Here is a 17908-nt window from a genome sequence, read left to right on the forward strand (position 1 = left end):
TATAAGGATGATTAGAAAATGAAGAATTTTGTTCATGGACACTTTTCAAATCTAGTGGAGGTTTTACGCTTGAGGGCATCCTCCGATGCGCATAAGCCGGCTTATACTTTTCTGAATGATGGTGAAACACAGGAAGAGATTCTTACATATGAGGAGCTTGACAGGCAAGCTCGCGCCATTGGAGCAATGCTGCAAAATGCAGGAGCTGAAAATGAGCGTGTACTTCTCCTTTACCCACCCGGGTTATCGTATATTGCAGCTTACTTCGGATGTTTGTACGCAGGTGCGATTGCAGTTCCTTCATATCCTGTAAGAACCAATAAACAGGATTCAAGACTTCAGGCAATTGTAATGGATTCTTTAACTACCATAGCTCTTACCCTCGAACGCAATTTGCCTGATGAAAGCTGGAGACAGGCAAATGTTCCAAGCATAAGGTGGTTTACTACAGACAGTTTATCCTCCTCTATGGCAAATGAGTGGAAAGAGACAAGTATTACCGGGGATACCCTTGCGTTTTTACAATATACATCAGGCTCTACAGCTATGCCTAAGGGTGTTATGGTGAGTCATGGCAACTTGATTCACAATTTGGAGCTGATTTGCAGTTTTTTTAAACATACTCCGGAAAGCCAGGGAGTTATATGGCTTCCCCCATATCATGATATGGGTCTTATTGGAGGAATTTTGCAGCCCCTGTATGTGGGTTTTCGGGTTGCACTGATGTCTCCGGTTGCTTTTATGGAGAAACCGATACGCTGGTTGCAGGCAATTACAAGATTTAAAGGAACAACTAGCGGCGGGCCGAATTTTGCTTATGAGCTTTGTGCAAAAAAAATTACAGATGAGCAAAAGGCCGGACTTGACTTAAGCAGCTGGGATTTGGCTTTTAATGGTGCAGAACCTGTAAGGCAGGAAACGATGAAAATGTTTATAGAGGCTTTCGGGCAACATGGCTTTCGTAAGGAAGCCTTTTATCCATGCTATGGATTAGCCGAAGCGACTCTTATTGTTTCAGGGGGTAAAAAGGAAGAGAAGGCATCGGTTAAAGCCTTTAAAAAGGATGCTCTGGAGCAAAAACAGGCTATACCGGCAGAACCGGGGAATACTGATGTCCGTACGATGGTGGGCTGTGGGTATGTCGCCGTGGGACAGAGAATTGCTGTGGTGAACCCGGATTCGCAGGAGGAATGCCTGACCGGACAAATAGGGGAAATATGGGTTTCAGGACCCAGTGTGGCAAAGGGTTATTGGGATCGTCCTGTAGCTTCAATGGAAGTATTTAACGCATACATTAAGAACACAAAGAATGGTCCTTATCTCCGTACAGGTGACCTTGGATTTATGAGCGGGGGAGAGTTGTTTATTACTGGGCGTATCAAGGATTTGATTGTCATACGGGGAAGAAATCATTATCCTCAGGATATCGAGCTTACGGTTGAGAAAAGCCACCCGGCTTTAAGGGCGGGATGTGGGGCCGCATTTTCCGTCGATGTGGGTGATGAAGAAAGGTTGATAATCGTTTATGAAGTTGAGAGGACGCAGAGGAAAGCGGATGTGAATGAAGTTGCCACGGCTGTAAGGCAGGCAGTTGCAGAGGGCCATGAATTGGCGGTACACACCTTTGTCATGGTTAAGACCTCAAGTACTCCTAAGACATCCAGCGGCAAGATTAAGCGTCATGCATGCAGAAACAAATATCTGGAAGAAAGCCTTGAAATTCTGGGGACAAGTACTCTGGACAATGATATAAGTGAAGGGTCAACGGCTCTTAAAGTTGAGGAGAACTTTATTAAAAAGGCATTGACCGCTGTATACGATAAAGCTGCAAAACAATCTCTGCTCAATCTCTATCTTAAGGAGCAGGCAGTGCGTATACTTCGCATATCTAAAGACAAGCTGGATGTTGGACAGCCTCTTAGCAGCGTGGGTCTTGACTCATTGATGGCAGTGGAGCTGACACATCATGTTGAATCAAGCCTTGGTATAGCGATACCTATAGTGGATTTGCTCCAGGGAGCGAATATTGAACAGATTTCTTTACGTATACTGGAGGAACTTGAAAAAAGAACGGAAAAATCAGAGGAGCAAGGCACAATTATTGAAAGCGGTGCAGGGCAATGTCCGCCTTCTTACGGTCAGCGGGCATTATGGTTCCTCAATAAACTGGCATCGGAAAGTCCTGCTTATAATATTTCCAGTGCTGTCCGGATCAAAAACAAATTGGATGTGTCTGCATTTCAGAGAGCATTCCGAAGATTGGCTGAACGTCACCCTTCACTTCGTACGACATTTCCAGGGGTAAATGGCAGGCCGGTTCAACATGTGCATAATGAAATGGAAATTGAATTTTACCATAAAGACTCTTGCAGGTGGGACTGTGCCGCTATAAATGAATACATAGACTATGAGGCTCACCGGGTGTTTGATATCGAGAAAGGTCCGCTATTCAGAGCACATTTATTGGAGTGCGGTTCGGAGGAGTATATTTTCTTATTCGTAATTCACCATATTATATCTGACTTCTGGTCATTGGCGGTGATTGCCAGGGAATTCGGCGAGTTTTATGCATCAGAGTGTTCGGGAGTACCTGTACGCCTTAGCCCAATAACCTACCGGTATACCGATTATGTACGTTGGCAGGAGCAATTGCTGGCAGGGGCTGAAGGGATAAGGTTAGAAGCCTATTGGAAGAAAAAACTTGGGGGAGAACTGCCCAAGCTGAATTTGCCTACTGATTATCCGCGTCCTCATGTTCAAACCTACCGGGGTGCTTCACAAGCCCTGGAACTTGGACATGAACTGACGGAGCTGGCTAAAAACTATGGTCAAACCCATGGTACAACTCTATATATGACTTTAATGACTGTCCTGCAGGTATTGCTTTATAGATACACAGGACAGGATGACATAATTGTAGGGACACCTGCTACAGGTAGGAGCCGGGCTGGTTTTGGCGGACTGGTAGGATATTTTATTAATATGCTTCCACTACGTGTAGATTTGGGAGAGAACCCTACTTTCAATGAGCTTTTATGTAGGGTACGTAAAACTGTTCTGGAAGCCTTTGACCATCAGGATTATCCCTTTGGAAGGCTTGTCGAGCAGGTAAATATTGAGAGGGATTCCAGCCGTTCACCTGTTTTTCAAATCGCTTTTGCATTTCAACAGTCACTCACAACAGACGATGCAGGACTAACATCTTTTGCTTTAAGCGCGCAAGGTTTTCAAGTGGATATAAACGGATTGACATTTGAATCTATGGAACTGGAACAGCGTGGCGTTCCCTTTGATATTATGGTTATGGCTGCCGAGGGTCCTAACGGAGTGGGAATTTCCATGAGGTATAACCGTGATTTGTTTGACAGCTCGACAATTTCCAGAATGCTGGGCCACTTTAAAATTTTGCTTGAAAATATAATGACGGAGCCTTCGAAAAATATTTCGGATTACGGGATATTATCAGAGGAGGAACGAAAACGTATTCTTATAGATTGGAATAATACAAAAACACAATATCCCCATGATAAGTGCGCACACCAATTGTTTGAGGAGCAGGTGGATAAATCTCCAAATGAAATTGCCGTGGTTTTTAAAGAAGAAAGATTGACATATTCTGAACTGAACAGGAAAGCAAACCAACTGGGACGTTATTTGCAGAAGCTTGGAGTGGGGCTGGAGACTCTTGTGGGCATTTATACCGAACGGTCTCCTGGAATGATTATTGGCATGCTGGGGGTTTTAAAGGCAGGCGGAGCATATGTTCCTTTAGATCCGGACTATCCGAATGAAAGGCTGGCTTTTATGCTGGAGGATACATGCGCTCCGGTGGTTTTGACCCAGAAGAAGCTATTGGATAAGATGCCCAATATTAATTCAAATATAATCTGTCTCGATAAAGTGCTGCAGCAAATTTCACAGGAATGTGGAGAGAACATCGAATGTAGTGCAGCCCCCGATAATCCGGTGTATGTCATTTATACATCAGGTTCGACAGGTAAGCCCAAGGGTGCAGTTCTGCTTCACAGGGGTCTGGTGAATTATCTTACATGGTGTAAAATTGCCTACCCTCTTAACGAGGGAGCCGGAGCCCCGGTACACTCCTCCATAAGCTTTGATTTGACTGTAACAAGCATTTTTTCACCGCTTATATCGGGCCGTACTGTGCATCTGCTTCCCCAGGGTCCGTCTATCGAGACGTTAAGCCAAGTACTGAGGGAGGTCGGTGACTTCAGCCTTGTCAAAATAACACCTGCACATCTGGAACTGCTCGGTCGGCAGTTATATCAGCAAGAGGCAGCAGGACGGACAAGAGCTTTTATTATCGGCGGAGAGAATTTACTAGCCGAGAGTACGGCATTTTGGCAGGACAATGCTCCGGATACAATTCTGGTGAATGAATACGGGCCTACCGAGACTGTGGTGGGATGCTGTACTTATCAGGTAGTTCCAGGTAAGGGGCGGGACGGCTCTATACCTATCGGACGGCCTATCATCAATACAAGACTCTACATTCTGGATAACAGTTTGAATCCCGTTCCAATCGGTGTTGCTGGAGAACTATATATAGGAGGGGCTGGAGTAGCCAGGGGATATTGGAATTGTCCTGAACTGACGGCTGAGAAGTTTATTCCAGACCCGTTTAGTGACGAAACTGGCAGCCGACTTTATAGAACAGGAGATATGGCGCGTTATTTACCTGATGGAAATATTGAGTTTTTGGGACGTGTGGACCGCCAGGTAAAAATCAGGGGCTACCGTATTGAGTTGGAGGAAATTGAGGCTGCTCTGCTTTCAAATAAAGAAATTTCAGAGTGTGTAGTGGATATTGTGGCATCGGAGCAGCGGCTTCAAAGCCATAGTGAAATAAAGTACTGCACTAGATGTGTAATTCCATCAAACTATCCTGGAATAACCTTTGATGAAAAGGGTGTATGCAGCATGTGCGCTGCTTTTGAGAATTATAAAAGCAAGGCCATGGAATATTTTAAGACGATGGATGATTTCAAGGCGATTTTTGAAGCTGTAAAGGCTTCAGAAAGAGGGAAATATGATTGCCTGGTGTTGTACAGCGGAGGCAAGGACAGTACCTATATGCTTTACAAGGTAGTAAGCATGGGTCTTAAAGTCTTGGCCTACACCTTTGACAACGGATACCTCTATGAAGGTGCAAAAGACAACATACTGAGGGTTGTCAAAGAACTTGGGGTAGACCATGTTATGGGTACGACTCCATTTATTAAGGATATACTGGCAGACGGGCTCAAAAGATACAGCAATGTATGCAATAGCTGCTTCAAGGTTATTTATACCCTTAGTATCAACCTTGCCGGTGAGTACGGTATAAAGCATGTTGTTACAGGACTGTCCAGAGGACAGATATTTGAAACACGCTTAATGAATATATTTACAAACAATCCTGGATTTAACGTCAGGGATATTGACGATACGGTTTTGGAAGCAAGAAAAGTATACCACAGAATGGATGATGCTATTTCCAGATGTCTGGATGTAAGCATTTTTAAGGATGACAGGGTATTTGAGGATATTCAGTTTGAGGATTTCTACAGGTATTGTGATGTTTCCCAGGAAGAAATCTACAGTTTCCTGGAAAAGAATGTTCCATGGCGGAATCCGGCAGGCACAGGCTGTACGACAAATTGTCTTGTGAATGATGCAGGTATCTATGTACATACCAAGGAAAAGGGATTTCATAATTATGCCCTTCCCGAAAGCTGGGAAGTACGCTTGGGTCATGCAGCCAGAAAGGTTGTATTGAAAGAGATTGAAAGTAATGTTGATGAGGAGTTGGCAAAGAGGATTCTTTCTGAAATAGGATACAGCATAAGGGAGCGTAATAAGGAGAAGCCTGATAAGTATCTGGCAGCCTATTACGTCTCAAATTCCAATATTCCGGTATCTGCGCACAGGGCGTTTTTGTCGCAGAAGCTTCCCGAGTACATGATTCCTGCGCATTTTATAAAATTGGATAAGTTGCCTTTGACCATCAATGGTAAAGTGGACCGCAGCGCACTGCCTGTGCCCGGTTATGAAAGGCCAGAGATAGGTGAAGAGTATATTGCGCCCGAAACACCAATCCAAAAAGGATTGGCAGCTATATGGAGCAGGGTAATAGGAATTCCAAGGGTGGGAGTCAATGATGATTTCTTTGAACTTGGCGGACACTCTCTGATGGCATTCCAAATAATATCCCATGTTCAGGAAGAATTCCAGGTTACGCTTTCATTGAAACGTTTTTTTGAAGTGCCTACTTTAGCCTTTATGGCTGAGGAGATTGAGCGACAAATGGGCATGAAAGGCCAGGAGCCGATTGCGGCTGCTGTGCTCCCAAATGTTATATCGTCTCAGGATGATAAATATTTACCCTTTCCTCTCACTGATGTGCAGCAGGCGTACTGGATCGGACGCAGAGATGCATACGAATTGGGTAACGTTGCTGCTCATGGCTATACCGAAATTGACTTGGAAGGGTTTGATGTTCAAAGGTTTGAAATTGTATTGCAAAGGCTTATTGAACGTCATGATATGTTAAGGTCTATTATCAGGGAAGGACAACAGCAGGTTTTGGAGTATGTGCCTCGCTATAAGGTGAAAGTAATTGATTTAAGAGAGCTGATAACTGAGCAAAATTCTTTGATGCTTGAGGAAACCAGAGAGGAAATGTCTCACCAGATTCTGTCCAGTGATCAGTGGCCTTTGTTTGATATACGTGCTTCTCTGCTGAAGAGTGACAGGGTAAGGCTGCACATCAGCGTAGATGTATTAATCGGAGATGCGTGGAGTTGGCAGATTATAGGGAGAGAATTAAATAAACTTTACATGAATGAATCCGCCAGCCTCCCAAAACTTGAGCTATCTTTCCGGGATTATGTGTTGACAGAAGCAAAACTCGCTGATACCGAAGGATATAAAAAATCCTATAGGTATTGGCAGGAGAGATTGCCGAAGCTGCCATCCGCTCCAGACCTTCCGCTGGCCAAGAGCCCATCTTACATAAAAAATCCAAGGTTTGTTAGGAGAACAGGCAGACTTTCGGCGGAAGCTTGGAACAAAATGAAAATGAAAATCAGCAGCATGAGACTTACACCTTCTGCAGTTTTGGCAGCTGCTTTTGCCGAGGTTCTGACGGTATGGAGCAAAAGCCCGCATTTTACATTGAACCTGACATTGTTCAACCGACTTCCCATGCATCCTCAGGTCAATGATATTGTAGGAGACTTTACATCGCTGACACTCCTGGAAATAGATAATAGAGAACAAAACGGGTTTGACAAAAGGGTGCTGAACCTCCAGGAACAGTTGTGGGAAAACCTGGACAACAGGTATTACAGCGGTTTACAGGTGATGAGGGATTTATCGGTGATGAGGGGAGAAGCACAAAAGGCTGCGATGCCTGTTGTGTTTACCAGTATTCTTAACCAGCCTGCGGCTGAACAGGATGAGTCAGTGTTGATTGATTTCAATGCCCTTGGGTTTAGTGACTCGGAGGATGGGACATATAGTATTTCTCAGACTCCCCAGGTATGGCTGGATCATCAAACTGCAGAGTATAAAGGTGCTCTAGTGTTTAACTGGGATGCTGTTGAGGAGCTTTTTCCGTCAGGGCTTTTGGATGATATGTTTACTGCTTATTGCAATCTTCTGGAGAAGCTTGCAAATAGTGAAGGGGCATGGGGGGAAGCGACGAATTTGTTGGTTCCTTTACCATTGGAGCAGCTTAATAAACGGGAAAGTGTCAACAACACTTCCGTACCAATATCAAACGAACTTCTTCATAATCTTCTTATAAAAAAGGCCATTGAGCAGCCAGAACTGGATGCAGTCATTTGCAGCGGACGCACAATGACCTATGGTGAACTTTATATTTATTCCCGCCGGATTGGGCAATGGCTGAGGAAAAAAGGTGCGTGTCCAAACCGACTGGTGGCTGTGGTAATGGAAAAGGGTTGGGAGCAGGTGACTGCAGTTCTGGGAGTGCTTTTTTCAGGGGCTGCATATCTACCGATAAATCCCGAATTGCCTAAAGAGAGAATTAAATATCTCCTTGAAAACGGTGAGGTTGAACTTGTTTTGACTCAAAAGCGGTTTGGAAATTCCATAACTTTGACCGAAGGGGTCGAATTACTGTGTGTAGATGGAGAAGAACTGCCGGATACAGATGAAGAATGCATATCGGAATCCCAGCAGAAACCGGAGGATTTGGCATATGTAATTTATACCTCGGGATCTACTGGATTTCCGAAGGGTGTAATGATTGACCATAAAGGTGCAATGAACACTATTTTAGATATTAACCGGAGGTTTGATATAAACCGCTTAGACAGGGTTTTGGCTCTTTCGTCTTTAAGCTTTGACCTTTCGGTTTATGATATTTTCGGAGTACTGGGAGCCGGTGGGACCATTGTAATTCCTGATAAGGTTGCGGAAAGGGACCCCGGTCATTGGCTGGAATTAATGAGAAGGGAAAAGATTTCTGTATGGAATTCAGTCCCGGCATTATTGGAAATGCTGATGGAGTATGTGGAAGTTCATTCCCAAGACCTGCCGAGATCACTGCGTTTGGTAATGCTGAGCGGAGATTGGATTCCTGTAGCATTACCGGGACAAATCCGCTCAAAGCTTAAAGATGTAAAACTTGTTAGCCTGGGTGGAGCTACAGAAGCATCCATATGGTCGATATTTTATCCCATAGAACAGGTTGAAGCCGATTGGAAGAGCATTCCCTACGGCATGCCTATGGCAAACCAGACATTCCATGTACTGGATGCAAAGTTAAGTCCCAAGCCGGATTGGGTTCCGGGACAATTATATATCGGAGGCGCAGGGCTGGCTAAGGGGTACTGGAAAGACAGTGAGAAAACCCAGACCAGCTTTATAATTCACCCTGAAACGGGAGAATGTCTGTACAGGACCGGGGATTTGGGACGTTACCTGCCTGACGGAAATATTGAATTTTTAGGCCGCGAGGACTATCAGGTCAAGATAAGAGGCTACCGCATCGAATTGGGAGAGATTGAATCGGTGCTGGGAAAGCATCCGGATGTTCAGTCCGGGATAGTCACTGTAAACAGAGACTCGCAAGGCGAGAGGTACTTGGCAGCTTATGTTGTACCTAAACAATTGTTAACGGATGAAGCAAATGTGGCTGAAAAGCCGCAATCCTATCATATAATCCAGGACCCGATTGCACGATTCAGACACAAGATGAGTCATCCCGGGGTAAGAAAAATAAAAGAGGATAACTGCTGCATTAAGCTTGAAAGACCACAGCTTAGTGAAGCAGAGGTCGAGAATTATACTGCCAGAAGAAGCTACAGGAGGTTTATGGATACACCTATAACCCTTGGACAGCTTAATTTGCTGCTAAATTGCTTCTATGGGATTGACCTTGAAGGAGTACCGCTTCGTAAATACCGCTATGGTTCTGCCGGAAGTCTCTATCCGGTGCAGATATACCTTTACCTGAAATCCGGTCGTATTGAAGGATTGGCTGGAGGAGCCTATTATTATCATCCTGAGGAGCACTATTTGGTGCTGCTTAAGGAGAATGCAGAGATGGATTCCATGATGTTTGCATCGGGCAACAGAGATATCTTTGAAGAATCCGCTTTTGTTATCTTCCTAGTGGGAGAGTTGGATGCAGTGGCACCGATGTATGGTGAATGGTCAAGGGACTTCTGTCTGCTGGAAGCAGGAATGATGAGCCAGCTGATGGAAATGGCTGCACCCCGGCATGAATTGGGGTTCTGCCAGGTAGGCGGCTTTGATTTTGCCCCTGTAAGGGTCTTGTTTGGCCTTGGAGAAAGCCAGATTTATCTGCACAGTCTGCTCGGAGGACAAATACATGTAAAACAGAGGGGAATACATGCGCTCGTTGACGACTCTAAGGATGTACACTCCATGCTGGAACTTATAAAAGAGCAGGGTTCTGATGAAGATAATGGCTGCAAATCCTTTGAACCTGGCAAACATATTTCCTACGAACCGGCATTGAACTCAGGTACAAAGCTAGTTGAGGAATTAAGAAAGTATTTGAGAAGCAAGCTACCGGAATATATGGTGCCGTCTAGTATTGTGCTGCTGGACAAAATACCTTTGACTCCCAACGGCAAAGTAGATCACAAGGCACTTGTGAAGCTTGGGAGCGTGAGAAAACAGCAGCCATTGGAAAACGAAATGCCTGCAAATGAAACCGAAAGAATAATTGCTGAAATACTGAAAGATATATTGAATGTAGAGCATGTAAATGTATATGAAAACCTGTTCAATTTAGGTGTGAATTCTCTGCAAATCATTAAAATCCACGGCAGGTTGGAGGAGTTGATGGAAAAGAAGATTTCTATTGTTAAAATCTTTGAAAACCCTACTATCCGCGATCTTGCCAAGCATTTGAGCAAGAAAAAGGATGAGGCGGCTTCCACCAGGGAAAGTCAAGAACGTTCACAGACACGAAAAGATTTAATGAGACAAAGAGCAATGCTTAAGGATAGGGGTCGAACACAACAATGATGAAAGAACAAAACGGTAAGGACAATCAGGATTATTTCGGACAAATAGCCATCATTGGTATGACTTGTCGGTTTCCGGGAGCAAATGGAACCGAGGAATTCTGGCAAAACCTGAGAGACGGAGTAGAAAGCATTACATTCTTCACCGAACAGGATTTGCTGGATGCAGGTGTAGACGAAGCTGCTTTAAATGATCCCAATTATGTAAAGGCGGCAGCTGTTCTCGATGGCATAGACTTATTTGATGCATTCTTTTTTAATCTTACTCCAAGGGAAGCAGAGCTTTTAGACCCACAGCACAGGGTATTTCTTGAAAGTGCATGGAGTGTGCTTGAAAATGCAGGATATAACCCTAAGACTTATAAAGGTCGTATCGGTATTTACGCCGGTGCTGATGTGAATACATATTTTTTAAATAATATTTTCTCAAACAAAAGCATTATGTCTTCGTTAAACCCTTACCAGATAATTACGTTAACCGAAAAAGATTACCTTAGTTCGAGGGTTTCATACCACTTGAATCTTAGGGGGCCAAGTGTTGCAGTCCAGACAGCTTGCTCTTCTGCTTTGGTTTCGGTACATATGGCTTTTCAGAGCCTTCTGAACGGCGAATGCGATATGGCTTTATCGGGTGCGGTTTCTATCAGGGTACCACAAAAGGAAGGCTACAAATGTATTGGAGGAGGAATTCTTTCTCCCGACGGGCATTGCCGTGCTTTTGATGAAGATGCTCAGGGGACGGTTTTCGGAAGCGGTGTCGGTGTTGTAGTTATGAAGAGGCTGGAGGATGCAATTAACGACGGAGATACTATATATGCTGTTGTGAAAGGAACTGCTATAAATAATGACGGTTCGCTAAAGGTAGGGTATACTGCTCCGGGAGTAGAGGGACAATCGGGTGTAATTACCGAAGCTATTGAAATGGCTGGGGTTGAACCTGAGACTATCACTTATATAGAAACTCACGGCACAGGAACCGAACTGGGTGACCCAATCGAGGTTACAGCTCTTACCAAGGCTTTTAGAACCTATACTGAAGAAAACGGGTTTTGTGCAATTGGCTCGGTAAAATCGAATTTCGGGCACTTATCAACGGCAGCAGGTTCAGCAGGTCTTATTAAGACAATACTGGCTATGAAAAATAGAGAAATTCCGCCAAGCTTGCACTATAGTAAGCCTAATAAGAAAATTGATTTCAAAAACAGCCCCTTTTATGTGAATACAGAGCTAAGGAAATGGCAGGAAAAAGAAAATATACTTCGTGCGGGGGTCAGTTCCTTCGGTATGGGGGGCTCCAATGCCCATGTGATTTTAGAGGAAGCTCCTGAAATTGAGCCTTCGGGAGAATCCCGACCATACAAACTGATAGCATTGTCAGCCAGAACCGACAATGCCCTCGAAAAGATGACGGACAATTTGACGGATTATCTTAATGCAAATATACATACAAATCTGGATGATGCAGCCTATACCCTCAAAGTCGGACGTCATAGCTTTGAAAAACGACGGGTTGTGATCTGTAAGACCATAGATGATGCCATAGTTGCTCTTAAAAAGCGTGACCCGTCACGGGTGCTTTCCACTGTATGTACAGAAAAAGAAAGACCTATTGCATTTATGTTTACAGGCTTAGGAGATCAGTATCCGGATATGGCCTCGGAATTGTACCACAATGAAGAGGAATTCCGTCGTCATGTGGATAATTGTGCCGAGATTTTAAAGTCTGAGCTGGGAATGGATATACGTAAAGTGCTTTTCCCGGGAAGGCAGGACCGAAAAAGAAATACAGTCGGCAGTGAGCCGACTTTTGATATGAAAAGAATATTGGGACGAGGACAGAGTAGTAAAGACGAGTCAGAAAATATACTTTCTCAGCCTTCGATGGCATATCTAGCAATATTTGCAATTGAATATGCCGCAGCAAAGCTGCTGATGGATTGGGGAATCCGTCCCCAGGCCATGATGGGACATAGTATAGGCGAATATGTAGCTGCTTGCCTGTCGGGTGTCTTTTCCCTTGAAGATGCTTTGAAACTTGTAAGTAGAAGGGGAAAGCTGATTGAGACATTGCTTGGCGGCGCGATGCTGGTAGTAATGCTTTCGGAGGAAAAAATCCAGCCCCTTTTAAGTGATGGTCTCTCCATATCCTCTATAAACGGTCCAAAAGTCTGTGTTGTTGCGGGTACTGCGGAGAAAGTAGCAGAGCTGGAACAGTTGCTGCTGGAGCAGGGGATCGCCTGCAGACGTGTTCAGAGTACCCATGCTTTCCATTCAGAAATGATGGAACCTATTATGGGAGCCTATGCTGAGGTACTTAAAGTTGTTAAGTTGAATATGCCTGAAATACCTTTCATATCAAATGTAACTGGAACATGGATTTCAAAGGAACAGGCAATAGACCCGAAATACTGGGTGAGCCACCTTAGACAGCCGGTACGATTGTCAGACAGTATACAGGAGCTTTTGAAGGATACAAGCCGGATTTTATTGGAGATTGGACCAGGACACACTTTAAGCAGTGCAGCAATACAACATCCCGCTGGCAAGGGGGCAGCAGAAAGAGTTTTATCCTCACTTCCGGGGATGTATGACAGTCAGCCGGATATGGAATTCTTTTACGGAATGCTTGGACGACTGTGGATGTCGGGTGTTAATATAGATTGGGAATTGTTTTATAGAAAAGAAAATCGTCATCGCATACCGCTTCCAACCTATCCTTTTGAGCGGGAGCGTTATTGGATAGAAAATGGAAAGAACGGAAACGGTATTTCCATGGTCTCATCCTCGGCAGAAATAATGATTTCTGACAAGGACAGTCAAAAAATAGTATTAAAACAGGATAATATCTCTACAGGTCAAGTCCATATGCGACCGGCACTGATGACTGCTTTTGTTCCGCCTAGGGATGAAACCGAAAAAGAAATCGAGTTAATCTGGCAGCAAGTATTAGGAATTAGCGGTATAGGAATATATGACAAGTTCTTTGAATTAGGAGGCAGTTCGCTTCTAGCACTGCAAGTTATTTCAAAAATCCGTCAAGCCTTTCATGTAGAACTGACCATGCGCCAGTTCTTTGAAACGCCAACTATCGCTGAACTGGGTGTGATAATTTCCTCAATGGAAAAAACACAGTCGGTATTGGATTTGCTTCCGCAAATAACAACCAATTTAAATGAACGATATCAACCGTTTCCACTTACCGATGTCCAACAGGCATACTGGATTGGACGCAATAAGGGAATGGAACTGGGGAATGTTGCTACTCACATTTATTGGGAAGTGGAAAGCACCACCTTAGATTTGGAAAGATTTGAACGGGCATGGCAATGCTTGATTAATCGCCATGAAATGCTGAGAGCTATAGTGCGGGAGGATGGTCAACAGCAGGTGTTGGAAAGCGTGCCGGATTACAGGATAAAGGTTGTGGATCTGCGAGGATATGAAGACGGAAAAGCTGCCGTAAAAATGGAGAGCATCCGTGAACATATGTCCCATCAGATTCTGCCGAGTGATACATGGCCTTTGTTTGATATACAAGCCAGCAGGTTGGACGACCGGATAAGGCTTCATATCAGTCTTGATCTTCTGATTGGGGACGCATGGAGTTTTATGCAGATTCTAAGCGGAGAACTGGCTAAGTTTTATGAAAATACCGAGGCTGTGCTCCCTGCTCTGGAATTGACTTTCAGAGACTATGTAATGACAGAAGCAAAGCTTCGTGAAACAGAAATATACAAACGGTCGCTGAAGTACTGGCAGGAGCGCCTGCCAACGCTGCCGCCTGCTCCTGAACTTCCACTGGCTAAAAACCCGTCTTCCCTTGAACAGCCAAGATTTGTGCGCAGGACAGCCAGACTTGCTGCGGAGACATGGGACAGTCTTAAGTCAAGGGCAGCTTGTATCGGGCTGTCACAGTCGGGAATATTGTGTGCTGCGTTTGCCGAAGTTCTTACAGCATGGAGCAGAAATCCTGCATTTACTATTAATCTGACACTTTTTAATAGATTGCCCTTAAGCCGGCAAGTCAATGATATTGTTGGGGATTTTACATCTTTAATACTGCTTGAAGTCGATAATTCGGGCAGCGAAAGCTTTGAAAAACGTGCAAGACGCATCCAGAAACAGCTGTGGGAGGACCTGGATAACCGCTATGTCAGCGGAGTGCAGGTAATGCGCGAAAAGGCAAAAATGTCTGGAGAAACTCCCGGGGCGGTTATGCCTATAGTATTTACCAGTATACTCAACCAGATAACGCCGGACCAGGATGCTTCCGCCATGGTTGATTTGGGCTCCTTAGGAGTAAATGGCGTGGACAGTGAAGTATATAGCATTTCACAGACACCGCAGGTGTGGCTTGATCATCAGGTCACCGAATCAAAGGGCGGACTGGTATTTAATTGGGATGCTGTCGAAGAGCTTTTTCCGGATGGATTGCTGGATGATATGTTTAATGCATATTGCAAGCTACTGAAACGTTTGGCTGATGAACCGGATGCCTGGGAGCTAACCCGGCAGCAATTGCTCCCGGTGCCGGAAGTCCAGCTTGAAAAACGTGAAATTATAAATAATACCTCTACGGCTGTATCCGACGAACTGCTGCATTCATTGTTTGCCGAAACTGCCGGAAGGCAGCCTGACCGGATTGCTGTAATTACCTCCGGAAGGGCATTAACCTATGATGAATTATACCGCTGCTCCAATAGAATCGGGCGATGGCTGGCCGATAGAGGAGCGCGCCCTAACAGGCTTGTAGCCGTAGTGATGGAAAAAGGCTGGGAGCAAGTAGCAGGTGTACTTGGTGTGCTTCAATCGGGGGCGGCCTATTTGCCTGTCAGCCCTGAACTTCCCATGGAAAGGCTGCAATACATTTTAAAAAATTGCAAGGTAGAATTGGCATTGACCCAGTCCTGGGTAAAAAACTCAGTTGCCTGGCCGGAAGGAGTTCTATGCCTGAATGTGGACGAGGATGAAGCACTACAGGGATTGGACGACAGCCCTATAGAGATGTCGCAGAGCCCTGACGATCTTGCCTATGTTATTCATACTTCAGGCTCTACCGGGTTTCCAAAAGGGGTTATGATAGACCACCGGGGAGCTGTGAATACAATTAGGGATATCAATTGCCGTTTCGATGTTGGACCCCAGGATAGGGTTCTAGCCCTCTCATCACTGAGCTTTGACCTTTCTGTTTATGATGTTTTCGGAATGCTGGCTGCGGGCGGAACTATTGTTATTCCCGATTCTTCTGCCGGACGTGATCCGTCTCATTGGCTGGAATTGATGGAGCAAAACGCTGTAACTGTCTGGAATACTGTACCGGCCCTCATGGAAATGCTCGTGGAATATGCCGGTGATTATTCCGGGTGTTTATCCAAATCCCTCCGACTGGTAATGATGAGCGGTGACTGGATTCCGGTTGCTTTACCCGACCGTATACGAACACTGGCCGGAAATGTAAGGATAATAAGCCTCGGAGGAGCAACCGAGGCATCCATTTGGTCGATTTTGTACCCTATAGAAACTATAGTTCCTACATGGAGAAGTATTCCATACGGTACACCAATGATAAATCAGAAAATTCATATTCTTGATGAAGCATTACAGCCGAGACCGGTATGGGTGCCGGGACAAATATATATCGGAGGAATCGGACTGGCAAAAGGTTATTGGAGGGATGAGGAAAAAACAAACGCATCTTTTATAGTCCATCCAAAGACAGGCGAGAGGCTTTACAGGACCGGAGATATGGGTCGGTATCTGCCTGACGGGAATATCGAATTCCTTGGCAGAGAGGACTTCCAGGTGAAAATTCGTGGATACCGGATAGAGTTGGGTGAGATTGAGACGGCGTTAAACCTGCATCCCAGGATACAGGAAAGTGTGGCTGCAGTAGTGACGGAAGCCGGAGGCAGTAAAGAACTGGCGGCCTATCTTGTGTTGAAAGATAATAACTTATTCTATAAGGATAAAACTGAAACTTATTCGTACCAGCAAGACAATGCGGCCGGTGAGAATATACTCATGGATCCCATTGTGCGCCTGAAATTCAAATTGACACATCCCGGATTGCGAAAGATGGAAAATGAACAGGATTGTATACAACTTCCCGAGTCTGAAACGGATGAAGACTTGATGAAATTGGCCGTTGTGCGAAGAAGCTACAAGAAATTTCAAACCCATCCTATATCCTTAAAGCAGCTGAGCAGCTTTTTAAGCTGTTTGCACCAGACTAGGCTGGAGGAGGTTCCTCTTCCAAAGTACAGGTATGGCTCTGCTGGAAGCCTTTATCCCGTTCAGGTATATCTGTATGTAAAGCCCGACAGAGTTGAGGGCTTAACGGGAGGAACGTATTACTACCACCCTGAAAAACACAATTTAATAGCGCTCACAGAAAATGCCCGAATTGATCCTTCTATATATCCCCCGGGAAATAGAGAGTTTTTTGAAGCATCGGCATTTTCTGTTTTCCTTGTAGCCGAGATGAATGCCATTACTCCGCTCTATGGGAAATCATCCAGGGATTTTTGCATGCTTGAAGCGGGATTGATGACACAACTAATGGAAATGGTTTCTCCTTCATTTCAAATAGGGCTATGTCAGATAGGTAATTTTGATTTTGACTCTGTAAAGCAGTGGTTCAAACTTGGAGAAAGTCACTTGTATCTTCATAGCCTGTTGGGAGGATATATTCATGCCGACCAGACAGAACTTACGGCACTACAGGAGGACTCCAGTGAACTTAGGTCTCTAATTAATCTCATCGGTCAGGAGGATGGGAGTTATCAGATACCGGATATTGAAGAAGTGAATTTCGCTATTCCTCAATATGAACAAGTGAAATCAGCTCCACAGGATGAATTGGTTGCAGAACTGCGTTCATTTTTAAGAGAGAAGCTTCCCGGATATATGATTCCGTCAATATACATATGCATCGACGAAGTTCCGCTGACATCCAACGGCAAGGTCGATCGCCGTGCTCTGCCAAAGCCGGATTCCATAAAGCAAATACAGCAAAAGGCTTTTGAAGCTCCTCAGACTGAGATGGAGCAAGCTGTTGCAGCCATCTGGCAGGAAATACTGCAAGCAGAGCATGTAGGAATACATGACAGCTTCTTCGATTTGGGAGGAAATTCTGTGCACCTGATACGTGTACACCACAAGCTTACAGAGGTCCTTGGAAAGGATATACCTATTGTCAGAATGTTTGAATTCCCTACTGTTTATTCTTTATGCCAGTATATAAACTGGCAGCAGGATGACATATCCTCTTTGGAACAGGGGGAGAAGCGCGGTGAGAACAGAAAAGCATCCAGGCAGAGGAGAAGAGAGGCCAGACACGGTTATAGGGAAAGCGTAAAAATGGAATAAAGGAGATTGAT

Annotated in this window: 2 protein-coding genes; both read left to right on the forward strand. The window is 44.7% G+C overall.

What is annotated here, in order from left to right:
• The first annotated feature begins 18 nt into the window (after positions 1–18).
• Entirely contained in the window at positions 19–10530 is a 10512-nt protein-coding gene (locus DFR58_RS05975; protein WP_114296896.1) for a non-ribosomal peptide synthetase, read from the forward strand.
• Positions 10527–17897 carry a non-ribosomal peptide synthetase/type I polyketide synthase gene (locus DFR58_RS05980; protein ID WP_114296897.1) on the forward strand — a complete coding sequence of 2457 codons (7371 nt, stop codon included), beginning with the start codon at positions 10527–10529 and terminating at the stop codon, positions 17895–17897. Before DFR58_RS05975 ends, DFR58_RS05980 begins: the two co-directional genes overlap by 4 nt.
• Positions 17898–17908 lie beyond the last annotated feature (11 nt).

It is taken from the genome of Anaerobacterium chartisolvens, assembly GCF_003337415.1.
Lineage (GTDB): Bacteria > Bacillota > Clostridia > Acetivibrionales > DSM-27016 > Anaerobacterium > Anaerobacterium chartisolvens.